At 61.6% G+C, this 23580-nt stretch carries 21 protein-coding genes, 2 tRNA genes and 1 pseudogene; 16 read left to right on the top strand and 8 right to left on the bottom strand.

Annotated elements, in window-relative coordinates; all coding sequences use genetic code 11:
• Window positions 1–109 precede the first annotated feature (109 nt).
• On the top strand, window positions 110–1216 hold the full coding sequence (gene disA, locus HALAL_RS0105535) for a DNA integrity scanning diadenylate cyclase DisA (RefSeq protein WP_425402647.1): 1107 nt from the start codon (window positions 110–112) through the stop codon (window positions 1214–1216).
• 478 nt (window positions 1217–1694) lie between these two features.
• Here disA and HALAL_RS0105530 read toward each other — a convergent pair whose 3' ends face one another.
• The 3 genes from HALAL_RS0105530 to pdhA are packed head-to-tail and all read right to left on the bottom strand — an operon-like array spanning window position 1695 to window position 5169.
• Window positions 1695–3014: a dihydrolipoamide acetyltransferase family protein gene (locus HALAL_RS0105530; protein WP_025273049.1), complete on the bottom strand. Its 1320-nt coding sequence runs from the start codon at window positions 3012–3014 to the stop codon at window positions 1695–1697.
• Between the two features lie 11 nt (window positions 3015–3025).
• Entirely contained in the window at window positions 3026–4003 is a 978-nt protein-coding gene (locus HALAL_RS0105525) for a transketolase C-terminal domain-containing protein (RefSeq protein WP_025273048.1), read from the bottom strand.
• Complete coding sequence (gene pdhA / locus HALAL_RS0105520) at window positions 4003–5169, bottom strand: pyruvate dehydrogenase (acetyl-transferring) E1 component subunit alpha (protein ID WP_025273047.1); 1167 nt, start codon at window positions 5167–5169, stop codon at window positions 4003–4005. Before pdhA ends, HALAL_RS0105525 begins: the two co-directional genes overlap by 1 nt.
• 233 nt (window positions 5170–5402) lie before the next feature.
• On the opposite strand from pdhA, the gene HALAL_RS0105515 reads away from it, so the two are divergent.
• Entirely contained in the window at window positions 5403–5987 is a 585-nt protein-coding gene (locus tag HALAL_RS0105515; RefSeq protein WP_025273046.1) for a hypothetical protein, read from the top strand.
• A 272-nt stretch (window positions 5988–6259) separates the two neighbouring features.
• Window positions 6260–6856, top strand: coding sequence for a hypothetical protein (locus HALAL_RS17405; protein ID WP_025273045.1), 597 nt, complete (start codon window positions 6260–6262; stop codon window positions 6854–6856).
• A gap of 45 nt (window positions 6857–6901) precedes the next feature.
• On the opposite strand, the gene ddaH is transcribed toward HALAL_RS17405, so the two are convergent.
• Window positions 6902–7741, bottom strand: a complete 840-nt coding sequence (gene ddaH / locus HALAL_RS0105505; protein ID WP_084471873.1) for a dimethylargininase — start codon at window positions 7739–7741, stop codon at window positions 6902–6904.
• A gap of 250 nt (window positions 7742–7991) precedes the next feature.
• Here ddaH and HALAL_RS0105500 point away from each other — a divergent pair, with 250 nt between their 5' ends.
• Window positions 7992–8333, top strand: coding sequence for a metallopeptidase family protein (locus tag HALAL_RS0105500; RefSeq protein WP_025273043.1), 342 nt, complete (start codon window positions 7992–7994; stop codon window positions 8331–8333).
• On the opposite strand, the gene pheA is transcribed toward HALAL_RS0105500, so the two are convergent.
• Window positions 8310–9269 (bottom strand): prephenate dehydratase, encoded by a 960-nt coding sequence (gene pheA / locus HALAL_RS0105495; protein WP_025273042.1) that lies wholly within the window; start codon window positions 9267–9269, stop codon window positions 8310–8312. The two genes, HALAL_RS0105500 and pheA, sit on opposite strands and share 24 nt — an antisense overlap.
• 222 nt (window positions 9270–9491) lie before the next feature.
• On the opposite strand from pheA, the gene HALAL_RS0105490 reads away from it, so the two are divergent.
• The 4 genes from HALAL_RS0105490 to HALAL_RS0105475 all read left to right on the top strand — a co-directional run bounded on the left by HALAL_RS0105490 (window position 9492) and on the right by HALAL_RS0105475 (window position 11010).
• Window positions 9492–9564: transfer RNA gene (locus HALAL_RS0105490), tRNA-Glu, on the top strand.
• Between the two features lie 169 nt (window positions 9565–9733).
• Window positions 9734–9811, top strand: a tRNA-Asp gene (locus HALAL_RS0105485).
• A 545-nt stretch (window positions 9812–10356) separates the two neighbouring features.
• Complete coding sequence (locus HALAL_RS0105480) at window positions 10357–10566, top strand: hypothetical protein (RefSeq protein WP_156937618.1); 210 nt, start codon at window positions 10357–10359, stop codon at window positions 10564–10566.
• A 9-nt stretch (window positions 10567–10575) separates the two neighbouring features.
• Window positions 10576–11010 carry a PIN domain-containing protein gene (locus HALAL_RS0105475; protein ID WP_051462770.1) on the top strand — a complete coding sequence of 145 codons (435 nt, stop codon included), beginning with the start codon at window positions 10576–10578 and terminating at the stop codon, window positions 11008–11010.
• A gap of 124 nt (window positions 11011–11134) precedes the next feature.
• On the opposite strand, the gene HALAL_RS0105470 is transcribed toward HALAL_RS0105475, so the two are convergent.
• Window positions 11135–11638, bottom strand: coding sequence for a hypothetical protein (locus tag HALAL_RS0105470; protein WP_035534384.1), 504 nt, complete (start codon window positions 11636–11638; stop codon window positions 11135–11137).
• Window positions 11639–11825: 187 nt separating this feature from the next.
• Here HALAL_RS0105470 and HALAL_RS19175 point away from each other — a divergent pair, with 187 nt between their 5' ends.
• The 7 genes and pseudogenes from HALAL_RS19175 to tsaD all read left to right on the top strand — a co-directional run bounded on the left by HALAL_RS19175 (window position 11826) and on the right by tsaD (window position 19487).
• Window positions 11826–14252: a S8 family serine peptidase gene (locus HALAL_RS19175; RefSeq protein WP_156937617.1), complete on the top strand. Its 2427-nt coding sequence runs from the start codon at window positions 11826–11828 to the stop codon at window positions 14250–14252.
• Window positions 14253–14327: 75 nt separating this feature from the next.
• Window positions 14328–15485, top strand: coding sequence for an alanine racemase (alr, locus tag HALAL_RS0105460; RefSeq protein WP_084471872.1), 1158 nt, complete (start codon window positions 14328–14330; stop codon window positions 15483–15485).
• Between the two features lie 119 nt (window positions 15486–15604).
• Window positions 15605–16762, top strand: coding sequence for an alpha/beta fold hydrolase (locus HALAL_RS0105455; RefSeq protein ID WP_035534383.1), 1158 nt, complete (start codon window positions 15605–15607; stop codon window positions 16760–16762).
• Between the two features lie 91 nt (window positions 16763–16853).
• The gene (tsaE, locus tag HALAL_RS0105450) at window positions 16854–17318 is read left to right on the top strand and encodes a tRNA (adenosine(37)-N6)-threonylcarbamoyltransferase complex ATPase subunit type 1 TsaE (RefSeq protein WP_029767442.1); all 465 of its coding nucleotides are present in this window, start codon (window positions 16854–16856) and stop codon (window positions 17316–17318) included.
• Window positions 17312–17974 carry a tRNA (adenosine(37)-N6)-threonylcarbamoyltransferase complex dimerization subunit type 1 TsaB gene (tsaB, locus tag HALAL_RS0105445; protein ID WP_025273034.1) on the top strand — a complete coding sequence of 221 codons (663 nt, stop codon included), beginning with the start codon at window positions 17312–17314 and terminating at the stop codon, window positions 17972–17974. The genes tsaE and tsaB overlap by 7 nt, the downstream gene beginning before the upstream one ends.
• A pseudogene (gene rimI / locus HALAL_RS0105440) lies at window positions 17959–18429 on the top strand (ribosomal protein S18-alanine N-acetyltransferase); the annotation flags it as partial. The gene tsaB and the pseudogene rimI, both read left to right, overlap by 16 nt.
• On the top strand, window positions 18426–19487 hold the full coding sequence (gene tsaD, locus HALAL_RS0105435) for a tRNA (adenosine(37)-N6)-threonylcarbamoyltransferase complex transferase subunit TsaD (protein ID WP_025273032.1): 1062 nt from the start codon (window positions 18426–18428) through the stop codon (window positions 19485–19487). The pseudogene rimI and the gene tsaD, both read left to right, overlap by 4 nt.
• 56 nt (window positions 19488–19543) lie before the next feature.
• On the opposite strand, the gene gndA is transcribed toward tsaD, so the two are convergent.
• Complete coding sequence (gndA, locus tag HALAL_RS0105430; protein WP_025273031.1) at window positions 19544–20995, bottom strand: NADP-dependent phosphogluconate dehydrogenase; 1452 nt, start codon at window positions 20993–20995, stop codon at window positions 19544–19546.
• A gap of 369 nt (window positions 20996–21364) precedes the next feature.
• Here gndA and HALAL_RS0105425 point away from each other — a divergent pair, with 369 nt between their 5' ends.
• A complete protein-coding gene (locus HALAL_RS0105425; protein ID WP_025273030.1) occupies window positions 21365–22750 on the top strand; it encodes a cystathionine beta-synthase in 1386 nt (461 codons plus the stop codon).
• Window positions 22751–22754: 4 nt separating this feature from the next.
• Here the strand turns inward: HALAL_RS0105425 and HALAL_RS0105420 are convergent, their stop codons facing one another.
• On the bottom strand, window positions 22755–23567 hold the full coding sequence (locus HALAL_RS0105420; RefSeq protein ID WP_025273029.1) for a PrsW family intramembrane metalloprotease: 813 nt from the start codon (window positions 23565–23567) through the stop codon (window positions 22755–22757).
• Between the last annotated feature and the right edge of the window lie 13 nt (window positions 23568–23580).

Below are 23580 nucleotides of genomic sequence, written 5' to 3'. Positions count from 1 at the left end.
GGTAGTCTCCTCTGCGGGAAGGTGGGATGACAGTTACCGGTCGCCTCGACTACACCTTATCGTGGTTCGCCAAATACATCGGGTCCGACGGAGTAGACCGTGTGGTTGGGTGGCGTCTCGGTATAGCTGCTGTATAAGGAGGAGCAAAGTGTCAGGCGCACCGGACGAGGATCTACGAGTCACCCTGGCGACCATGGCGCCGGGGACGGCACTACGCGACGGCCTGGAACGAATTCTACGCGGACGCACCGGTGCGCTGATCATCCTGGGTTGGAACGACGCGGTGGCCGATATCTGTACCGGAGGCTTCGAACTCGATGTGGAATTCTCCTCGACCAGGCTACGTGAGCTGTGCAAGATGGACGGCGCGGTGGTGTTGACCGCCGACCTGTCGCGTATTGTGCGAGCGGGCGTGCATCTGATGCCCGACGCCAAGATTCCTTCCACGGAATCGGGGACCCGGCACCGCACCGCCGAGCGCGTCGCGGTCCAGACCGGTTACCCGGTGATCTCGGTCAGCCAATCCATGCACACTATCGGGTTGTACTTCCGACGTCTCCACCACGTCATGGAGCCGTCTACGAAGATTCTGTCCCGCGCCAATCAAGCCCTGGCCACCCTGGAACGTTATAAGCAGCGCCTCGATCAGGTGGCGTCCAATCTCTTCGCCCTGGAGATCGAGGATTTGGTGACGGTACGCGACGCCGTGCTGGTGATTCAGCGTCTGGAAATGGCTCGGCACATCGCCGATGAGGTGGAGGGGCACGTCATCGAGCTGGGTACCGACGGCCGACTCTTGGCGCTACAGCTCGACGAGCTGATGGCGGGGGTATCGCGCAGCCGTGAACTGGTCGTACGCGACTATATTCCGGCGCATCTGGACTTCCACGAGGTTCTGGACGACATTGATCGGATGTCGTCGGTGGATCTGCTGGATTTGACGTCGGTGGCCATTCGCATGGGATTCGAGGCCGATCCGGAATTGCTGGAGCAACGGGTGTCACCGCGCGGCTATCGGCTGCTGTCCAAATTGCCGCGTTTTACCGATTCCATCGCCGAGCGCATCGTGGCGCGCTTCGAAATTCTTCCCCGCCTGCTGGGTGCGGGAGTGGAGGACTTGCGGGACGTATCCGGAATCGGTCCCACGCGAGCGGCGAACATCAGGGACGGCTTGACCCGAATCGCGGAGGCGTCGATTCTGGATCGCTATTTTTAATCGCATCGCCGACGCGGTGCGATATCGCACGTCACTGTTTTAGACGGACGAAATCGGGGCTGCCAACCCACCCCATTGGTTGGCAGCCCCTTCTTGTGAGAACCCCCAATGACCGGGGTCTCGGGGTGTCCAGGCGCGGCGTCGCCTTGGACACCGATGGGAGGAGAATAGTCCCTTGTGTCCATCGTTGAGGTAGTTCAAGGGGATTCCAGTCATCACCGTGATCGGTGATAAGCCTTTGAATCAAATACCTCATTGCGATTGACTAACCAATTACAACACTGAATAACGTCTGTTGCCATTGATTAACAGGTAAGCTCACTCACGTCCCATATCCTGGGAGAATGGGCGGCACAGTGTTCGATACTCGGCGTGGTGGCGGAACAACCATGACGCGACTAGGGGGAGGCGACTACGTCGCCTCCCCCTAGTCAGAAGAAGTATTCAGTTGTTGCTTCCCCGCGGTTCGGTCGAACCGCTAGTTCCACGCCAGCAGGGCCATACCCGGGTCATTGAGGAAGTTACCCACGTCGGCGAGGAACTTCGATCCCTGCTCACCGTCGATGAGACGGTGGTCGAAGGACAGACCCAACTGGGTCACCTTTCGGACGGCGATCTCGCCGTTGTGAACCCATGGCTGATCCCGTACCGCGCCGAAGACCAGAATCGCCGATTCTCCCGGAGGGAGGATGGGCGTGCCCGAGTCGACGCCGAAGGCTCCAACATTGGTGATGGAGAAAGTGCCCCCGGCCATGTCCTCCGGCGACGTCTTACCGTCGCGAGCGGTGGAGACCAGAGTGCCGAACTCCGCTGCCAAATCGTGCAGAGTCAGGTACTGCGCGGCCTTGATGTTGGGAACCAACAGCCCGCGTGGTGTAGCGGCGGCGATACCGAGATTGACGTCCTTCTTGACGACGATCTCACCGGCCTGCTCGTCCCACTGGGCGTTGATCATCGGGTTGCGCTTGATCGCGGCGAGGACGGCCTTGGCCACCAGGAGCATAGGCGTCACCTTGACGTCGGCGAAGTCCTTGTGCCCCTTCAAAGCCTTGACGGTGTCCATCATGGCGGTCACGTCGACGGTGTAGAACACGGTCACGTGGGGCGCGGTGAAGGCGCTCTGCACCATGTTCTCCGCCGTCATCTTGCGGACGCCCTTGATCGGAATCCGCTCGTCGCCCTCGGCGGCACCGACCGTGGCGCCACGCGCCGGAGTCGAGCCGACCGCGCTCTGCACGTCGTCGCGGGAGATCGTACCGTTCGGTCCCGTCGGGGTCACGGTACGAAGATCGACGCCAAGATCCTTGGCGAGTTTACGTACCGGCGGCTTGGCCAGCACCGGGGAGCCGGTGGGAGCCGGTGCCGCTGGTGGTGCGGGGGCCGGGGTCGGAGTCGGCTCCGGGGCCGGTGCGGCGGCCGCACCGCCCTTCTTTTTGCGCCGCCGACGTTTCGGTGCCTCCTCGCTCGCGCCGTAACCGACCAGGTTAGGCGTGCGCTTGGAGGATTCCTCCGCGCCCTTGTCCGCCTCGGCAGCCGGTGCGGAGTCGTCTCCGCCTTCGGTCTGGAAGGTGGCCAAGGGTGCGCCCACGTCGAGCACGGTTCCCTCATCGGCGTGAAAGGTGGTGACGACGCCGTCGAAGGGGCTGGGAACCTCGACCAAAGCCTTGGCGGTTTCCACCTCGACGAACGGCTGATTGAGTTTGACCTCGTCGCCCGGCTCGATAAGCCAGTTGACGACTTCGCCCTCCGTGAGACCTTCACCGAGGTCGGGAAGATTGAAAATCGTTTCCTGCGCCATAAACCCTCTCCTCAGTACTCGAACGTGGCATCGACGGCATCGAGAATACGGTCCACACTGGGGCGGAAGTCATCCTCGTGACGGCTGGCCGGATACGGCACATCGTAACCGGTGACGCGCTGAATCGGGGCTTCCAGCGAGTAGAAGCACTGTTCGGTGAGGCGGGCCGAGACCTCTGAACCTAGTCCGAGGGTCCGGCTTGCCTCGTGGATGACGATTCCTCGTCCGGTACGACGGACGGACTCCTCCAGTACCGGCCAGTCGACGGGGGAGAGCGAACGAAGGTCGATGACCTCCAGATTGCGGCCCTCATCGGCCGCCGCGTCCGCCGCCGCCATCGCCTGGTCCACGGTCGGGCCGTACGAAATCAGGGTGGCGTCGGTTCCTGGACGGGCGATGTGCGCCTGGTCGAGCCGGAGCGGAGCGGCGTCTTCATTGACCTCGCCTTTGGCGTGGTAGCGACGCTTGGGCTCCAGGAAGACGATCGGGTCGTCGTCGGCGATGGACTGCTGCATCATCCAGTAGGCGTCCTCGGGGGTCGCCGGGGAGACGACCTTGAGGCCGGCGGTGTGGATGAAGTAGGATTCCGGCGATTCGGAGTGGTGCTCGACGGCACCGATGCCCCCGGCGAAGGGGATACGGATGATGACCGGTAGACGTACGTTACCGCTGGAGCGGTACGGCATCTTGGCCAGCTGGGAGACGATTTGGTCGAATGCCGGGTAGACGAATCCGTCGAACTGGATTTCCACGACCGGACGGTAGCCGCGCAACGCCAGACCGATGGCCGTTCCGACGATGCCGGATTCGGCGAGAGGCGTGTCGATGACTCGGTCGACTCCGAAGTCCTTCTTCAACCCGTCGGTGACGCGGAAGACTCCGCCCAGGTCGCCGACGTCCTCACCCATGACAACGGTCTTGGGGTGGTCTTCCATGCCCTTACGCAGACTCGCGTTGAGAGCTTTGATCATTGACATCGAGGTGCTCATTAGGCGTCGCTCCCTTCCTCCAACGAGTCGCGGAATTCCACGGCCTCTTGGCGTTGCTGTTCAAGGTCCTGTGGATTGTTGACGTAGACGTGGTCGAACATGGAACTCACGTCCGGGTTCGGCATATTGATCACGCGATCGCGGAGGCGACGAACTTCTTCGTCGGCTTCGGTGTCGATGGCGTCGAAGAATTCGTCGTCGGCCAGTCCTTCGGCCTTCAACCAGGCGCGGTAACGGGTGATGGGGTCCTTGGCCCGCCATTCTTCTTCTTCGTCCTTCCCGCGGTAACGGGTGGCGTCGTCGGAGGTCGTGTGGGGTGCCATACGGTAGGTCACCGCTTCGATGAGAGCGGGGCCCTCACCCATGCGGGCTCGTTGCATGGCCATTTGGGTCACCGCGTAGCAGGCGAGCACGTCGTTTCCGTCCACCCGATAGGTGTCGATCCCGAAGCCGTCGCCGCGCTGGGACAGTGCGACCTTCGACTGTGTGGTGACCGGTTCGGAAATGGCGTACTGGTTGTTCTGACAGAAGAACACGATGGGCGCGTCGTACACCGAGGCGAACACGAGCGATTCGTTGAAGTCACCCTGGGAGGTGGCACCGTCGCCGTGGTAGGTGATAACGGCTTCGCCGTCTTCGTTGCCCACGGCGCCGTCCTTGGTGATACCCATGGCGTAGCCGGTGGCGTGCAGAGTCTGCGCGGCGATGACGATTTCGTACATGTTGAACTTGTCGTCCTCGACCGGGCGTCCACCCAGGTCGACACCACGAAACAGGGAGAATGCGGATATGATGTCCAGGCCCTTGGCCCACTGGACGCCGAGCTCCCGATAGGACGGGAACACCTTGTCGTTGGGGCCGAGCGCACGGCCGGAGCCGATCTGTGCGCCCTCTTGACCGAGCATGGACGGCCATAGGCCGAGATGTCCCTGACGTTGCAGAGCGGTGCCCTGTGCGTCGAGTTCACGAGAGATGACGAGGTCACGATAGAGACTGCGATACTCGTCGTCGCTGAGTTTGACGTCGAATTCGGGCTTTTTCACCCGCTTACCCTCAGGAGTGATGATCTGAACGAACTGTGGTGAGTTCGTACCGGAGGTAGAACTTTGGCGACGATTGGCCGCCTTTTTCTTGCTTGGACGTGGCGAGTCTTCACCAGTGCCCATAGTTGCCTCCTCGCAATTTAGAGATACCGGTGTATTAAGCATGGCAGAAGCGCGCGGGTTGTGGGCAACCCCCACCGGTCGATTACAATGAGTGTGACTTTCTGGACGACAAGTAACCGGATTTTGGTGCAGAAAACCGACGATAGTACCATAAAACGGACAGTCTGATTTCGAAGAGTAATCAAAATACAACAGACTGATTCTAGATCGTGTCCTTCTGGAATGAGGTGGGTATGGATTCAGGTGGGGACATCGAACCGATCGAAGTGGGACAAACCCGACTACTGCGCGTTCCATTGACACTTGGTGCGCTGACCGTGGGAACGATGGTCGCTTTCGCGGGCACGGGCCTGGCCGTTCTCCACGAGGTGGAAAACGGCCAGGAGGTTCCCACCGCGCAGCGACCGGCCGAGTTGCCGAACGATTTTTCTCTTCCCGAGCGTCAAGACCGGCCGACGCCGCCGGGGCCGCCCCGCCCGTCCGTCACGGCGTCCGAACTGGAAGCCGATCGCGAAGAGCGCGATGGCTCCGAGGATGCTCCCGACGATCGTGCCGAGAGTGCGGAGGACGATCGTCCGCGACTGCGCTTGACGTCAGTGGAGATCGATCGACCGTCCGAGGACGACGACGTCGAGAGTGCGCCGCGTCCGCCCGAAAGCATGCCGCAGCCCCCGGAAGACACTGAGCCGAAACGACGGCCGGTCTCTGAAGACGACGAACCGTCCGAGGCCGACGACGATGACGCGACCGTGGTGGACGACGAAGACGAGGACGAGCCGACGTCCGAATCCGACGCCACCTCCACGACGGAGTTATGACCGTTAAGGTGGCGACACCGAAATCTGCACATGCAATCTGCTTCTGTGGAGAGCGAGAGTCATGGATATCCCGGTGGAGAGACGCTCACACCTCTGACGCCCGAGACATTACGCTTCCCAGTGATTTTTTCATTGTGAGCGGCGCTCTTCCTTCACCTGTTTGGATGACTTGGTGAATTATTCACTCAGAGCCGTAACGTGCATATGCGAATTTCCGTTACAGATACCAAAGGCAGTGATGAACCACACGGAAATTCTGGGGGATAATTCACATGGACATCTTTTCGCGCACCATGCTCGCCGCCTCTGCCGAAGCCGGTATCGTCTCTTCGCAACTGACACGCCACCTGCCCTATCTTCGCCTCAACGTTTCACCTCAGGATCGAGTGATACTCGTTACTCAGCTCATCGGTTCCGGCGGTTACGCTTCTGGCGAACACATACTCATGTTGACCGGACGGCGACTCGTCATTACCCGGCAATCGCGCCTGCTCAATCGAGTACGGGCGGTTCTGGACGCCCCGGTCAACGAAATCGAATCGATGCGCTGGTCGGCCATCCCGAACCGCCCCGGAGTGGAGCTGAGCTTCGTCGCCGGCGGGGAACACTTCCACTTCTGGTTGCCCACCAGTCACCCCAAACGAATGTGGCGAATCGACGCCCACTTGGCTCTCGTATTCCGGCGCCCCGGGGTCGAATGTATTCCGCTGCCGAAGTCGGTCATTCCCACGCAGCGCGAAACCATGCCGCTCAGTGCACGTCGACCGGAACGTGCTCCATCGCGACGCTCCCACTCCTCCGCAACGCTTCGTCGCACCAAGACCGTCGTCTCTCTCGCCGAAGCCCTCAACGGCCCCAGACACGATTAAAGCCCGCCCGCAGAGTGCGGGACGGGCCATGACGTGACGTGGAAACTACGGCCGTAGTTCGGCGGTGCAGCACTTGACTGATCCGCCGCCCTTCTTGAATTCCGAGAGATCGACCGAGGTGACCTCGAAGCCGGCATCTGACAGCTTATCGGCCAATGCCTCGGCCTCCGAATTGATCACGACATTGCGTCCGTCGGACACGAAGTTCAGACCAAAGGCGGCCGCGTCCTCTTCGGTCGCGATGACGGCGTCGGGGAAGAGACGACGCAACAAGACCTGTGAATCCTGTGAAAACGCCTCTGGCAGATAGGCGATTCGGTGGTCGTCGAGGACGGCCAAGGCGGTGTCCAGGTGGTAGTAGCGCTCGTCGACCAACCGCAAGGACACGACCGGACGGCGCAGGACCTCCCCGGCCTCGGCGTGTGCGGCCGGGTCGGTGCGGAAACCCCAACCGGCCAAGATCAAGCCCGAACCCTCGAGATAGGTGAAGTCGCCCTCGCCTTCGTTGATGAAACGAGGAGCGGTGTAGAACCATCCACCCCGGTCCCCGTACCACTTGTCGAACGCCCCGGCTTCGGGTTGCCGCTCACGGTGGCGGAATTTGGCACCGTAAACCCGTCCCTCGACGGTGAACGAGCCGTTCGCCGAGAACACCATGTCTAGGAGCCCGGGTTCCGGACTGATTTCCTCAACCGTGTGTCCCAGCGATTCGTAGGTGGCTTTCAGGTTTTCCCATTGTTCGAGGGCCTTGGCGGTATCGACTGGTTGACTGGTGTCCATCCAGGGATTGATGGCGTATTCGACCGTGTAGTACTCCGGTCGGCACATCAGATACGTGCGTGAATCACCTCGTTGTGTGGCTAGGCCAGAAGCAAAAGTCTGCATAGTGAGAATCTTAATCACAAACCCTGAGCGATTGCACATCAGATCGTGTTTTCACGGAGGCGGTCAATGGGGAATTTGCCCCGCTAGTGGCCCGTTTGAACGGTTTTGCGCCGCGATTGCGCGGAATGGAACGCGCAATGTCTGGAAACTCACCCCCGATCGTGTCGTTTCCAGGTGAGCGACATTCCCACAGCGGCCGACGGTGGAGCTCGATCGCCGGGGCTGTCACATTAGGGAGGTGGGATACGAAATGACAGCCGAGGAATTCGAAGAGGCCGTCGGAGACGCTCTGGATTCGATTCCCCAACGGCTCATGGGCTTGCTGGACAATGTGGTGATTCTCGTTGAGGACGAACCACCGCCGGGCGAGCCGGGCCTCCTAGGTCTGTACGAAGGAATCGCGTTGACCGAACGCGGTAGCGACTACGGGGCCGTGCTGCCCGACACCATTACGATCTTCCGAGGGCCGCATATGAGCGCGGTGTCCGATCGGGAGGCGATGATCGCCGAGATACGCACCACCGTGGTCCATGAAATCGCGCATCACTTCGGTATCGACGACGCTCATCTACACGAACTGGGATGGGGTTGAATTCTGCTGCCCGTCATCGCCGTCGTGCCCAGTGGCACGCAGTTGCTCGAGCCAGGTTGACGCGGCCGCGAAGTCGGCGTCGGTCATGCCCGGCAAGGGTCCGATCGGCACTTCCAGCCATTGCCGTTCGTAGGACCCCAGATAGCGCACTCCGGCTCCGGAGCGCTTGATTCCAGCGAGGGCGTCACCGATTCGGGCGTCGTGGAGATGACCGGTGCAGTCCAGCAGAAAGGTGTAGTGCCCCAGGCCTTCCCCCGTGGGGCGTGACTCGATCTTGGTGAGGTTGATACCACGCTCGGCAAACTGCTGTAGCACCGTGACCAGGGCACCGACCTGGTCGTGCCGGAGGAACACCGCTAGAGAGGTCACGTCGTGTCCGGTGGGCTCTGCGGGGGGAGTGGGGCGTCGCAGCAAGACGAACCGTGTGGCGGCGTTCGGGTTGTCACCGATGTCGTGGTAGCGGATAACCAGGTCGGATTGCTCTGTCGTATGCGGACCGCAGACACAGGCGTCGGCTTCCGATTTCCGCACCGCATCGGCACCCGCCGCGGTCGATAGAGTCTCGATGATGCGTGCCTCGGGGAAGGACGAACGCAGAAATCCGCGTACTTGCGCCAGTGCGTGCGGGTGCGAGGCGATGGTGCCTACCGTCTTGTTCGGTGTGGCGGTGGCCAGAACGAAGCTCACCGGATAGTCCACCTCGGCGGTGATGACGACCGGATCGCCGTGGAGAAGCCGGTCCAGGGTGGGATTGACGGTTCCCTCGTGACTGTTTTCGAGCGGAACGAATCCGGCGTCGACCTCGCCGTTGTGGAGTGCGTCAAGAACATCGGGAATGGATGCCATTGGGACGGGGTGATGCCGTTCGCTGTCGGGAAGGTCGTGCAAAGCCGCTTCGGTGAAGGTACCGCTGGGTCCCAGATAGCCGATGTCCATGCCAATACGCTAGCAGCGCTGCAGGAGTCATTGAGGTTGTGACGCCTTGAACTGCCGTATCGCGATCGCCTTGAGATGGCGGTCTCATCTTGACCCCGCTGTGGACGAGCGACGAACGATCGCGTATGCTTATTGAGGCTTCGCAGTTAGCGCAGCGGACCGAATAAGGGTTCCGTATGCGTGGCGCGCTTCCGATCATGTAGATGGCTCGGATAAAGTCAGGCCCCCATCGTCTAGAGGCCTAGGACGCTGCCCTTTCAAGGCAGTAACACGGGTTCGAATCCCGTTGGGGGTACGGTATCAAGTGTTTTTGCTTGGTTCGCATGGAAAATGCTTCGACACATCGAAGCCAAGCCCGGTGCGGAGCTCAAAAAGACATCTGGTATAAATGAGAAGTCGCAGAAACGATTTCACTTCTGAGGTTTTAGAAGTGAGTCGCCCAGCGAATTTTCACAATTGAACATGGTCTCGTGGAGCAGTATGGAGTGCTCGCCGCCCTGTCAAGGCGGAGGTCGCGGGTTCAAATCCCGTCGAGACCGCCATTGTGATGTCTCAGGACATTGGAAACTCGATGAAACCGTAGGTTCATCGAGTTTTTTGTGTTTTAGATGGTTGGTTTATAGTGGCTCTTCGGAGTCTAGCGGGGCTCAGTCCTAGGCCGTTCCAGTTAAAACTACGTAAAAGACCTGAAATCATATGCGAAGCAACCCAAGTATGCCAATGCATGAAGAGTGCCTTGGTCAGAATATCGCCGCAAGTGGCGATGCGGCAGGTGACGTTTTGCTCTGCGATGCCGCATGGGCCAAGACGGTATCTCCCCAGTTAGAACACGCCAGTCTTACTGGCGTCTCGGTTTCTTGGTGGAACGCCTTGTCATTCGGCCATGAGGGGCTACGCTGGTAAATTGCCAGTCGGTACAAATCGATGTGTGTTAAACACATGTCCAAAACGACCATTCCCATTATGAACACGACAGAACAGGCGTGTTCATAATGGGAATGGTGAATGACATCACATATGGTATACTGGAGTATACCCCCGCCTCGGGGGCTGAGGGGAAGGTTATAGAATGATGACGCTAAGAGAGATGACCACCATTAAGGTGCCAAAGAGTTTGCGAAACCAGTTGCAGCGCATGGCGAAAGATGAAGGTGCTGCAACTCTGGCGGAGCTGATTCAAATCCTGGCTGACCGGCGTTCAGGCCGAACCCGCCCACCGTTTGGTGGCTTCCACAGCGGCGATCCGTTGACAGCTGAAGAAATTGACGCCGAGCTCAAAAGGGGTTTTGGCGAGTAAGGATGGACTATGGCAACGTTGATTTTGGACACTAGCGGGATTCTCGCCGCATTTGACGAGGATGACCCGGTCCACAGGATGGTCAGCGAGGTGTTGTCTGATCCAAGGCACACTCTTGTGCTGTCCCCCTTTATCGTTGCGGAGTCCGACTATATGCTCGCCAAACGGCTTGGCGCTGAGGCAGCCCTGAAATTCTCCGAATACGTCTCAGCTGGAGTCTTCGACCTGGCAACGTGGACAGGGGATGACCACCAAGCGGCCCACGAGATCATCAGCCGTTCGAAAATTGACCGGGATTATGTCGGTGTCGCAGACGCCTCGCTTGTCGTCCTCGCTGATGCTTATCGCACCACTACCCTCGTAACGAAGGACGTGCGCCACTTTCGCGAACTTAAGCCGATCTGGGGAGCCGACCACTTCACGCTCTATCCTGCAGATTTGTAGGTGAGTTCCTGGGGAATATCTGGTGTGATACCCGGTTTCAATGATATCGGTCTGCCAACTGAGAGTTCTTCTACTAACATTCAGATCCACGACGATGGGGCCAGAGAAGGCTGTAAAACACGCATCAGACCCCGATGGCCGCGCTTTGCAGGCAAGCAGCCGTCTTGCAAGCCTTGTTCGCAGGAGCGACGACCTCGGCTGAGCTTAAGTACACATTGTCCCTCGGCTCTTGACGGCTGCTTTTTCTCATGCGAAGTGGCATAAGGAACTTGGGTCGGCCGGTTTTTACCATCACGATCGACAACGGGATCGTCAGGAAGATGTGCATGACCAGGCCCATGGCAACTGTACCCATAACGACTGTTGGAAGCTTCTCACTAGCCAGCGCTTCAATAGTATAGAGAAGCAGGAAGAGGGAGAACATCAACCCGAATCCGCCGTAGAAGGGCACCGCAACGATGTCTGCGTGTTCCTTGGAGCGCTTTATCCCCAGCCTGTGGCGCATAAACAGTTCGACGACGAAGACGTATAGCTGAGAAGTCCTATGGCCACACCACGCTGTTATTGCTCCTGTGCTACCAAGAATCGCAATGGCGGCGATTGCGATCAAGAGACCTGCGTCATCCATCAGTATCCTCACGGGGTTGTCCAGGGCATTGGGGCTACGACAGAACATGATGGTACGTCACTTTCTTTGGTGTCGAATATCTGCGGTCTCCTAAAACCCAAACACGCCGCTGATTTGAGGGATAGGCTGCAATCCACACTGCACAGTGGGGTTCCACCGTTTACCTATCAGGAAGGTCGGCTATATCGTGTTGAGGCGTGCACTGTCGATGACGCTGGCCGCCGTGCTGGCGGCAACGGCTTCGTCTGCTGCGGCAACGGAGGCGACGGAACCGGAAGCCGGAGAACGCGTCTGGCTGCTGGAATGGAACGGCGATTCTCAACCGTCCCTCTTGCAGGGTGACAACGTGGAGGTCCGTCGTGAATACGGACGTCTCTGGGACGGAGTTTCGATATCCGCGACCGAAGCCGAAGCGCGACACCTGGAACGGAATTCGGCGGTGGAACGTGTCTGGCCCGATATCGAGATCCCCGTCCCACGCCTGGAAGCGGTGGAGGAGTCGGCCCAGCGGGAGGAAATGGGTCAAGCGGTGGACGCGACCGGCGCGGCCGAAGCGCACCGTCGCGGGATCGCCGGTGAGGACGTCAAGGTCGGCGTCATCGACACCGGCATCGATTACGAACACCCCGATTTGGGCGGCTGTTTCGGTTACGGATGCCGTGTCGCGCACGGTTATGACTTCGTCGGCGACGATTATCGCTCGGACAAAGGGGACCGTCGCCCCCAACCGGATCGCGACCCCATGGACTGCAATGGACACGGCACCCACGTGGCCGGGATCGTCGGTGCGAACGGCGAGGTAGTGGGCGCGGCGCCCAACGTCGGTCTGGGGGCCTACCGCGTCTTCGGATGCGAGGGCGCTACCAGCTCGGAGATCATTCTGGACGCCATGGAACGGGCTGCCGACGACGGTATGGACGTGGTCAACATGTCACTGGGCTACGCCTTTCAATGGCCGGAATATCCGACGGCGGTAGCAGCGTCGGAAATGGTCGACGAGGGGATCGTTATGGTCGCCTCCGCCGGAAACGCCGGGACGACCGGAGCGTTTTCCCTTGGCGCCCCCAGCGTCGGCGAGAACGTGATTTCGGTGGCCTCACTGGACAACCGCGAGACCCGGATGAGCTCCGCGCAGACTCAACCCTTCGACAAGGAGATCGGTTGGGGACCACTGGATGAAGCCAAGGCCCCTGAAATCGGTTATCACAGTGACGACCTGGAATTTCTCGGACGCGCCTGTGACGCGGTCGAACTGTCGGACCCCGACAATACGGCGGCCCTGGTGGAACGCGGTGACTGCACGTTCGCCGACAAGTACGACAATGCCGTCGCGGCAGGAGCGAGCGCCGTCGTTATCTACAACAACAACGACGGTCCCTTCAGCGCGGGCGGAGTCGACGAGGGGGACGTTCCCGGGGCGGTGATTCCCGGAGAGGCGGGGGATTACCTGCGCGATCTCATTGACCTGGAGTTGAACCCGAGTATTGAGTTCGGCGACGACACGGTCGCGGTCGATTTGCCGCACGCCGGTCTCGCTTCGTCGTTCAGTTCCATCGGCCCGGCGCCCGATCTTTCCGCCAAGCCGGATGTGGCCGCTCCGGGCGGCGGTATTTGGTCGACCTGGGTGCGTGACAAGGCCGATTACAAGTCTGTGTCGGGGACGTCCATGTCGGCGCCACATGTGGCGGGCGCGGCGGCTCTGTTGTTGGGGGAGGACCCGTCGATGGATCCCGCCGAGGTGCGGCGGCGTTTGAGTGCGTCGGCTTCGCCGGTGCCGTGGCGGGAGAACTCCGAGGTCCCTTTGTGGGAGTCGGTGCATCGCGTCGGGGCTGGACTGATCGATATACCGGCCGCGCTCGACGCCACGGTCGTGTTGCGTCCCGTGGTGATGGGCACCGGGGACGGAACGGGTGAACGGGTCTTCGAGTTCGAAGCGTCCAATGTTGGAGACGAAGCGCTCGATCTGGATATGGAGCATCAATTGGCGGCGGCCACCGACGGCGATATTCGCGATATCGACTGGAACGCCGTCGATCCGGATATCGCCTTCGAACCGAAGTCGCTTCAGCTGGACGCCGGGGCGAGCCGGTCGGTGGAGGTGACCTGGCGGCCGGGTGAGAACATGCCCGATCACAGTGTTTTCGGAGGTTATGTGGTGGCTTCGGACGGTGCCGAGGAATGGCGCCTGCCGTATTCGGGTTATTTCGGCGACTTCAACTCACTGTCGATACTGGATCATAAGACCTACCCGAGGCTGGTGGTGGCCGACGATGACGGGGACCTGACCGAGCCGTGGAAGGGTGACCGGGTTCTGCAACGCGGCGACCCCCTGCCGGGCCTGCAGGCGTTCCTCGCGTATCAGACGCGGACGTCGCTGGTGGAGGTCGTCAACGCGGACACGGGTACCGTGGTGGATTCGCTGGAGCAGGAATTCATGCCGCGTTCGCCGGGGGTGGACGATACCTTGATCCTCGATCTGGCGGAGGTGGTGGATCGGTCGTTGCGCGTCGGCGAGTGGCAGGTGCGTCTCTCGGTCGTTCGTCCCGGCGGTGACCCGGATTCGGCTTCGGACTGGGAGACGTGGACGTCGCCGAGCTTTCAGGTGACCCGCTAGGGCGTTGGCTCGATTACCTTACATCCGGTGCTTTGGTTCGGCGATACGCAGCGATGACCGCGTAGTCTGTAGGACATGTCTGGTGAAACCGGTTTTCTTGCTCCGCACGCTGGGATGGCGGGGATAGCGGAAGCGCGTTTGAGCGCCGCCAATCTAGCGCATAATCTTTCGGTTCTGCGGAGCCATGCGCCTGTGCGACACATGGCCATGGTGAAGGCCGACGGGTACGGTCACGGCCTAGAGGGGACCGCCGCACATGTGGTCGCGGCGGGAGCCGACTGGCTGGGTGTGGCCACATTGGCGGAGGCGCTGGATCTGCGGCATCGCGCCAAGATCGTGGACACTCCGATCCTGGCGGTGTTTTTCGTTCCACATCAGATCCAGCAGCTGCGAGAGGCGATTGCCGCGGACGTCGATGTGAGTGTCGCCGGGATCGAACAGCTGGAGGCCGTGGCGGAGGCGGCCCGTGTCGAAGGGCGTCGTGCGCGGGTGCATTGGAAGGTCGACACCGGAATCACTCGAGGTGGGGCCGTGGAGTCGCAGTGGCCGGGGATGGCCGAGCGGCTCCGGCGCTACGTCGATTCCGGAGACATCGAGACGGTGGCGTTGTGGAGCCATTTTGCTCGGGCGGAGGAAGGCGACGTCGACGCCAACACACACCAGAAGCGCGCTTTCGCACGGGCCTGGGAGGTGGCCGGCGCGGCGGGTCTGTCGATACCAATGCGCCATTTCGCCAATTCGGCCGCGATTCTGGTGCACCCGGACGCGCATTTCGACATGGTTCGGCCCGGAATCGCTCTGTACGGTTCGAATCCGGTGTCTGGACACAACGCGGACTTCCGACCCACCATGGAATTGCGCAGCCATGTATCTCTGGTCAAGCGGGTGCCTCGCGGTGCCGGGGTCGGCTACGGCCATATCTACCGGTTGGCACAGGACACCACGACCGCCTTGGTGCCGTTGGGCTATGCCGACGGGATACCACGCTCGTCCTCGGGTCAGGCGCACGTACTCTTGCGTGACAAGGTGCGGCCGATCATCGGTCGGGTTTCGATGGACCAGGTCGTGGTGGACTGTGGGGACGACACGGTCGCCGCGGGGGATCCGGTGGTGTTCTTCGGAGCGGGAACCGACGCACCCGGCCCCGACGATTGGGCGCGGTGGTCGGGGACGATCGCCAATGAGATTTTCACCGGAATCGGCAGCCGAGTACCGCGTCGTTGGGTGGATTGAAACGCCGGAGGCGATGACCTCGCCGCCTCTCGTTGGGGCCCTGTAGGTTCGCTTGAGTCGATACGGATGCGCCGGGCAGCACGACGGATATGACGATAGACCGACATTGAGGAGCACGCGTGGCGTCATGGAAGAAGCTGGGAATGGCCGGGGCCGCGGTCGGCGGCATTGCCGCCGGGGTCGCCACTACGATTGCGGTACCGAAGTACCTGGCGCGTCGGGCCAAGGCGGGCTCCGACGATCCTTACGCCGACGAACCGTTCGAGATGCCGTCCACCGATTCGATCCGGTCGGTGCCGAACCACGACGGGGTCTCGGTGCACGTGGAGACGGTGGGATCGGAAGAGGCTCCCGTGACGGCGGTGTTCCTACACGGCTACATTCAGAATTCGGCGACGTTTTACTTTCAGCGCCAGGCCTGCGCCGAGCGGATCAAGGACGGGTGGCCGGTGCAGTGCGTGTTTTACGACCAGCCGGGTCACGGCCTATCGGGTGCGCTCCCGAAGGTGGAGTACTCGATCGCGGACCTGGCCTCCACCCTGTCGCGGGTGGTGGACAGCGTGGCGCCCCGTTCGCGTCTGGTTCTGATCGGGCATTCCATGGGTGGAATGGTGATCCAGGAAGTCGCCGAGCGCTATCCACGGCTGTGGGAACGAGTGGATTCGGTGGCTCTGGTGTCGTCGTCCGCCTCTCCGCTGCGTGACGTCGATACCAAACCCATGCGAATCGTCCAGCGCATCAAGCGCACCGTGCTTCCGATGATGCAGCGGGTCAGTCGGTGGACACCGCAGTTGATCGAGCGGGCACGTCGTCTGGTGGGCGATTCGGTGTGGTTGACGGCGCGGAAACAGGCGTTCCTTGCACCGAACCCGTCTCCGTCTCTGGTGTCACTGATCGAACATATGAACAGAGACACTCCGATTCAAACGGTCGTCGGCTATATACGCGCTATTCTTGACCACGATGGGCGCAGCACCCTGCCGCTATTGTCCGAACGGGACGTATTGATCGTGGCCGGAACCGATGACGCCCTGACCCCGGTCAAGTGTTCTCGGGACATGGCCGAGGTGCTCACGCGGGCGGAGACGGCATTTGTAGCAGCGCGGCACAATCCCCAGTTGGAACAACCCCGCGAGATCTCACAAAAACTATTGGAGATAATCTACAAATCAGTAGAGAAGTCGAGCTCGCGGACCGGAACGATGTCCCCTCCCGCCGAATCGACCGTGAAAAGCACGCGTCATCGGTGGTGGAATCCGTTTCCGGGGAGGGTATGACCGGTGAGACACAGCCGAACGGGCTCTGTCTCGCCACCCGCGGGCGACCAGGGATGACGGAACGATAGAGGTGACGACTGTGAAGCTGACCATGAGGACGGCTGAGGACACGCACGAATTCGGCACACGCCTCGCCGAGGTACTGCGCGCGGGCGACCTGGTGATACTCACCGGGCCGTTGGGAGCGGGAAAGACCGCCCTGACCCAGGGGATCGGTGAAGGTCTGGACGTCTCCGGGCGGATCACCAGCCCCACGTTCATCATCGCTCGCAGTCACCGGCCGGGACGTCGCCGGCTTCCCCTGATTCACGTGGACGCCTATCGCCTGGGAGGTCTCGATGAACTCGACGACCTGGACCTCGACACCGATGTCGAACGCTCGGTGACGGTGGTGGAATGGGGTGCCGGTCTGGCCGAACGCCTCGGTGAGACGCACCTCGAAGTGACGTTGCGACGTAACAGTGACGATAGCCGTGAGATCGGCCTTATCGCCCGTGGGGGAGACTGGAACGAGCGCCTGAAAGAAATCGTGGAACCTGTAGGAGCCTTATGCTGACTCTCGTCGTGGACACCTCTACCAGTGCCGTTCAGGCTGCCATCGTCGATGTCTCGGCCGACGACGATCAAACGTCGAACGTCGCGGTACGAGCGCATCGCCGCCTGGTGGACAAACACGGCCACGTGGAGAACCTCACTCCCATGATTCAGCAGGCGCAGGAGGAAGCGGGGATCGGACCCCGTGACCTGGACGCGGTCGTCGCCGGAATCGGTCCGGGGCCGTTCACCGGGCTGCGCGTCGGTATGGTGACCGCGGCGGCGACGGCCTTCGCGCTGGACGTTCCCGTGTATGGGGTCTGCTCCCTGGACGGAATCGGCGCGGAGACGAGTGGGCGCACACTGGTGGCGGCCGACGCACGGCGCAAGGAAATCTACTGGGCCGAATACGACAATGGAGTTCGGGTCGCGGATCCCCAGGTGGGGAAGGCATCGGCCCTCCCCGAGCTGAAAGCCGATCGTGCGGTGGGCGAAGGTGCGTTGTTGTACGCCGACCGGTTGCGTCAGGACGTCGCCGACGAACCGCGTTATCCCTCGCTCGCCACCTTGGCGGCCGTGGCCCGACGTCGCATTCTCGACCGCGCCCCCTCCGACGAGATGACCCCGCTGTATTTGCGGCGCCCCGACGCCAAGCTTCTGTCGGAGCAAAAGAAGTAATGGCGCACCTGGCACGATTGCGTTGGTGGCACATCCCCCACATCGTGGCGATGGAAAACGAGATCTTCGGTGCCGACGCGTGGACCGCTCCCATGCTGTGGTCGGAACTGGCGTGCGGTTTCCGTTACCGTATCGCCGTGTCCGATGGAAACATCGTCGGTTATGCCGGGCTCGCCATGTATGAAGGCGGCGAAGAGGCCTGGGTGAACAACATCGCCGTGAGCCCCGAGGTTCGGCGCGGTGGAGTAGGTCGCCTTCTGCTGGAAGACATGCTGCGGACCGCCCGGGCCGACGGGAGGGAAGCGGTGCTTCTGGAAGTCGCCACCGACAATCTACCGGCTCAGAAGCTATACGCCGCCTACGGTTTCGAAGGCGTGGGCATACGAAAGAACTACTATCAGGCGACCGGACAGGACGCCGCCGTTATGCGCTTGGATTTGGAGGAGGCACAATGAGTGGGCCGCTGATTATGGGCATCGAAAGCTCATGCGATGAGACCGGGGTCGGAATTGTGCGTGGCCACGAGCTGCTCGCCGACGAAGTGGCCAGCTCGGTCGACGAACACGCCCGTTACGGCGGTGTGGTGCCGGAGGTGGCCTCACGTGCCCATCTGGAAGCGATGATTCCGACCGTGCGTCGTGCTTTGGAATCGGCGGACGTGAGCCTGAACGAACTCGACGGAATCGCCGTCACCGCCGGTCCGGGCTTGGCGGGAGCCCTGATGGTGGGAGTCGGAGCGGCGAAGGCCCTGTCGGCGGCGACGGGGGTACCGGTGTACGGGGTGAATCACCTCAGTTCCCACATCGCGGTCGACACGGTCGAAAACGGTCCCCTGGAGGGATCGGCTCTTGGCCTTCTGGTCTCGGGCGGACATTCCAATATCATTCGGGTCGACGACCTCGCCCTGAACAGTTCCTATGTCGGCGAAACACTCGACGACGCCGCCGGTGAGGCCTTCGACAAGGTGGCCCGGCTCCTAGGACTGTCCTACCCGGGTGGACCGGCTATCGATAAGGCCGCGCGCCAGGGTGATCCGTCGAAGGTCGCCTTCCCGCGCGGACTGACCAACGCCAAAGACATGCGCAAACACCGCTATGACTTCTCCTTCTCCGGACTGAAGACCGCCGTGGCCCGCTGGGTGGAGTCCCACCAGGCTTCCGGTCAGGAAGTGCCGGTCAACGACATCGCGGCGTCCTTCCAGGAGGCCGTGTGCGACGTGCTGACCCAGAAAGCCGTCATGGCCGCCCAGGACATGGATATCGACACCGTCCTGCTCGGCGGGGGCGTGGCGGCGAACTCGCGCCTGCGCGACCTCCTACACGACCGGACCGAGGCGGCCGGGATTCGACTGCGGTATCCCAAGATCCGGCTGTGCACCGACAACGGCGCGATGGTCGCGGCCCTGGGCTCGCACCTCGTGGCCGCAGGGGTGCCGCACAGCCACATCGGTTTCCCGACCAGTTCCTCGCTGGATGTGGACGACATCATCGTGGCCAACGCCGTCGCGGCCTGACGACCGACCGGAGTGGCGGGACACGAGCAGTCGCGCCCCGCACTCACGAAGCTCAGTTAGTCCATTTTGATCTCACTGCGGTCTCCGGACCAGTCGGTGTGGAAGACGCCCTCGGCGTCGACCCGCCGATAGGTGTGCGCTCCGAAGAAGTCCCGCTGCCCCTGCACGAGTGCGGCAGGCAAGCGGTTGGAACGTAGACCGTCGAAGTACGCCAAGGCGGCGGAGAAACCGGGAACCGGGATTCCGGCGGTCACGGCGAAGGCCACCACGCGACGCCACGACTCGGAGGCCTGGTTGACGATGTCGGCGAACCGTGGCGCGGCCAGCAGACTCGGAAGATTCGGATCTGCCTTCCAGACGGCGGTGATGTCGTCGAGGAACTTGGCGCGGATGATGCAACCGGCACGCCACAGTGCCGCGGGAAGCCCTAGGTCGATGTCCCAGCCGTATTCCTTACCGGCGGCCCGGATCTGGTCGAACCCTTGGGCGTAGGCGACGATCTTGGAGGCGTAGAGAGCCTGACGGATGTCTTCGACGAATTCCTTCGGGGTGTCGACCGTCTGGGTATTGGGCCCGTCGAGCAGGCCTTTGAGGCCTTCGCGTTGCGGGACGCCGCTGGACAGGGCACGGGCGAAGGTGGCCTCCGCGATACCGGTCACCGGCACCCCGAGGTCGAGGGCCGACTGGACGGTCCACCGTCCGGTTCCCTTCTGCCCCGCCTGGTCGACGACGATGTCGATGAACGGTTGCTTCGTGACGGGGTCGGTGTGACCGAGTACTTCCGACGTGATTTCGATCAGGTAGGAGTCGAGCTCGCCCTGGTTCCACTCTGAGAAGATGTCGGCCAGCTCGGTCGGTTCCATCCCGGCACCACGCCGCATGAGGTCGTAGGCTTCACCAATGAGCTGCATGTCGGAGTACTCAATGCCATTGTGGACCATCTTGACGAAGTGACCGGCTCCGTCCGGGCCGAGATGGGCGCAGCAGGGCGTGCCGTCGGGTGCTTTGGCGGCCACCGCTTCCAGAATCGGACCCAGGCTCTCATAAGACTCCACTGAACCGCCCGGCATGATGGAAGGCCCCTTGAGAGCGCCCTCTTCACCACCCGATACACCGGTTCCCACGAAGTGAATATCGTGTTCGCGCAGGGCGGCTTCCCGCTCCATGGTGTCGCTGAAGTGTGCGTTTCCACCGTCGATGATCATATCGCCGGGCTCGAGTAGCGGCTTGAGTTCTTCGATGACCGCGTCGGTGCCTCGGCCGGCCTTCACCATCAACATCGCTTTACGCGGACGCTTCAGGGAACCCACGAACTCCTCCAAGGTCTCGGCGGGAACGAAGTCCCCCTCCGAACCGTGCTCGGCGATCATGTCGCGGGTGCGTTGTGGGCTGCGGTTATAAACGGCGACGGTAAAGCCGTGGTGTGCGAAGTTGCGCGCCAGGTTGGAGCCCATGACGGCCATACCGATGACGCCGATATCGGCGCGGGCGTTAGTCGATTCGCTCATAAGTAAATGGTCCTCACTGGATGGTTGAGAGAGCTCGGATCGTCGAGTAGTCGATTCGGCTACCGGCAGTCTCCGGATGAACATGCCGCCGCGAGTGCTGCGATCCGGAAAGATTCGCCGTGTCGACGGCGGAATCCGGAAAGACTCGCCGTGCTGGACGAGTAAAACCGGAAAAACTCGCCGTGCTAGACGGAGAAAACCGGAAAAACTCGCCGTGCTAGACGGAGAAAACCGGAAAAACTCGCCGTGCTAGACGGCTCGGGGCGTCGTTGCCGCTGTCTTCCAGCATACGGTGGGTTTCGACGTACGACACGTGGCGGCTTACGACGCCTACGCGACCTCGGCGGATCGGCCCTCTAATCTGAAGGTATGCAATACGTTGAGTCTGTCCTTGACCTTATTGGTCACACCCCACTTGTCAAGTTGAACTCGGTTACCGAGGGTATCGACGCTACCGTGCTGGCGAAAGTGGAATACCTCAACCCCGGCGGTTCAGTGAAGGATCGCATTGCCGTGGCCATGATCAATGCCGCCGAGAAGGAGGGGAAACTCCGTCCAGGTGGGACGATCGTGGAACCGACCAGCGGTAACACCGGTGTCGGTTTGGCGATGGTGGCCCAGCAGCGCGGATATCGCTGTGTATTCGTGTGCCCGGATAAGGTGTCGGCCGACAAGCGCAATGTGCTGGCCGCCTACGGCGCCGAGGTGGTCGTATGTCCCACAGCGGTCGCTCCTGAGGACCCACGATCGTATTACCAGGTATCCGATCGTCTCGTCACCGAAATCGAAGGGGCCTGGAAACCAGACCAGTACTCGAACCCCTTCAACCCGGAAAGCCACTATTACTCGACGGGACCGGAGCTGTGGGAGCAGACCGAGGGAGGCTTGACGCATTTCGTCGCCGGAATCGGAACCGGCGGAACCATCAGCGGTACCGGTAAGTACCTCAAAGAGAAATCCCATGATCGGGTCCGCGTCGTCGGGGCCGACCCGGAAGGATCGGTTTACTCCGGCGGAGGCGGTCGCCCATACCTTGTAGAAGGGGTCGGAGAGGACTTCTGGCCGGACAATTACGACCGGACCTTGCCGGACGAGATCGAAGAGGTCACCGATGCGGAGGCCTTCGAGATGACCCGTCGGCTCGCACGTGAGGAGGGGCTTCTCGTCGGCGGATCGGCCGGAATGGCCGTGGTGGGTGCTTTGAACGTCGCGCGTCGGGCCGAGCCGGACGACGTCATCGTCGTGCTTCTGCCCGACGGGGGTCGAGGCTACCTGTCCAAGATATTCGCCGACGAATGGATGACCGCGTACGGCTTTATGAGCGCGGGCAGCGCCGATATGACCGTTGCGAACGTGCTCGAACGCAAACGCCTTGACCTGCCTCAACTGGTTCACCTACACCCGACCGACACGATCCGCGAAGCCATCGACATCATGCGCGAATACTCCGTCAGCCAGTTGCCGGTGCTGCAAGCGGAACCTCCGGTGACCAGTGGCGAAGTAGCGGGAGCGGTAGCCGAACGGGACTTGATGGATCAGCTGTTCCGCGGTGAGGCGACGCTGCACGATCCGGTGGAGAAACTCATCGGCGGGCCCTTGGAAACCATCGGTGCGGGCGATTCCGTGGCTCACGCGGTACAGGTGTTCCACGATCACGACGCCCTGATGGTGCTGGCCGAAGGGAAACCGGTCGGTATCGTGACGCGTCAGGACCTCCTTGAATTCGTGGAGATTCAACGCCCCGGCGGCGAGTAATCGCCTATCGCGCGGTGGCTGTGGCGTGGTCGGTGCAGCGCAACAGCCACCGCGCCAGCCAGACCACCACGACGACGGCGGGGAGTCCTTTCAGGATGACCCCGCTCAGAGTGCCCCACACTCCCAAACCGGCGCCATCGCGCAGGAAGGGAGAATTCCACAAGGCGTGGCACAGGACCGCGAACAACCACGCGCCCCACGCGAGCAGCGCCCCTCGCGCGTTCTGGTGGAGCAGAGCGTAGGCTATCCCCGCCCCGACAATGGCGGTGTAGACCGCGTGCGACCACAGACCCGCGAGGATTCCCCGCACGATGAACACCGAAATCACGGGTGCGACGTCGTCCCCCGCGCGATGCAGCACCACCGTTGACATCGCATAGGCAAAGCCTTCGATGATCTGGAACCCCGCTCCGCAGAACGCGCCGAGCAGCAATCCGTCCAGGACACTGCGAAAACGGGGATAGGCGATGGTGGCCACCAAAATCACTCCGGCGGCTTTTACGGACTCTTCGACGACCGGAGCGCCCAAGACCGGTACCCATCGCTCGGCCCAGGCGGAATTGACCGAGCCGGCCAGGAGGCCGCGAACCGCGCCGGAACCGTACAGACTGGCCATGACCGATACCGTAGCGCCCCATATCAGACCGAGTACCAGTGCGGACGGGGGAACGGTGACGCGACTGTGGATCTTGCGGTAGAAAATCCACAGTGGTACCGCGAAGAGAGAGAACAGGCCGATGGCGGTTCCACCGGCCACGGGATAGGCCAACGCGCTGGGCAGCAGCGAATAGGTGAGAAGAATACTCGAGGCCGTCACCAGGAATGCCAAT

The sequence above is a fragment of the Haloglycomyces albus DSM 45210 genome, from assembly GCF_000527155.1.
GTDB lineage: Bacteria > Actinomycetota > Actinomycetes > Mycobacteriales > Micromonosporaceae > Haloglycomyces > Haloglycomyces albus.
Note: the sequence above shows the minus strand (reverse complement) of the source record. Positions and strands in the feature narration are given on the sequence as shown.

Coding starts and splice junctions, on each gene's coding strand:
- gndA (WP_025273031.1), bottom strand. CDS start 20,995: ATGAGCGAATCGACTAACGCCCGCGCCGATATCGGCGTCATCGGTATG.
- ddaH (WP_084471873.1), bottom strand. CDS start 7,741: ATGCAGACTTTTGCTTCTGGCCTAGCCACACAACGAGGTGATTCACGC.
- HALAL_RS0105425 (WP_025273030.1), top strand. CDS start 21,365: ATGCAATACGTTGAGTCTGTCCTTGACCTTATTGGTCACACCCCACTT.
- HALAL_RS0105480 (WP_156937618.1), top strand. CDS start 10,357: ATGACCACCATTAAGGTGCCAAAGAGTTTGCGAAACCAGTTGCAGCGC.
- tsaE (WP_029767442.1), top strand. CDS start 16,854: ATGAGGACGGCTGAGGACACGCACGAATTCGGCACACGCCTCGCCGAG.
- HALAL_RS0105500 (WP_025273043.1), top strand. CDS start 7,992: ATGACAGCCGAGGAATTCGAAGAGGCCGTCGGAGACGCTCTGGATTCG.
- HALAL_RS0105525 (WP_025273048.1), bottom strand. CDS start 4,003: ATGAGCACCTCGATGTCAATGATCAAAGCTCTCAACGCGAGTCTGCGT.
- alr (WP_084471872.1), top strand. CDS start 14,328: ATGTCTGGTGAAACCGGTTTTCTTGCTCCGCACGCTGGGATGGCGGGG.
- pheA (WP_025273042.1), bottom strand. CDS start 9,269: ATGGACATCGGCTATCTGGGACCCAGCGGTACCTTCACCGAAGCGGCT.
- HALAL_RS0105530 (WP_025273049.1), bottom strand. CDS start 3,014: ATGGCGCAGGAAACGATTTTCAATCTTCCCGACCTCGGTGAAGGTCTC.
- HALAL_RS0105475 (WP_051462770.1), top strand. CDS start 10,576: ATGGCAACGTTGATTTTGGACACTAGCGGGATTCTCGCCGCATTTGAC.
- tsaB (WP_025273034.1), top strand. CDS start 17,312: ATGCTGACTCTCGTCGTGGACACCTCTACCAGTGCCGTTCAGGCTGCC.
- tsaD (WP_025273032.1), top strand. CDS start 18,426: ATGAGTGGGCCGCTGATTATGGGCATCGAAAGCTCATGCGATGAGACC.
- HALAL_RS0105515 (WP_025273046.1), top strand. CDS start 5,403: ATGGATTCAGGTGGGGACATCGAACCGATCGAAGTGGGACAAACCCGA.
- pdhA (WP_025273047.1), bottom strand. CDS start 5,169: ATGGGCACTGGTGAAGACTCGCCACGTCCAAGCAAGAAAAAGGCGGCC.
- HALAL_RS17405 (WP_025273045.1), top strand. CDS start 6,260: ATGGACATCTTTTCGCGCACCATGCTCGCCGCCTCTGCCGAAGCCGGT.
- HALAL_RS0105470 (WP_035534384.1), bottom strand. CDS start 11,638: ATGGATGACGCAGGTCTCTTGATCGCAATCGCCGCCATTGCGATTCTT.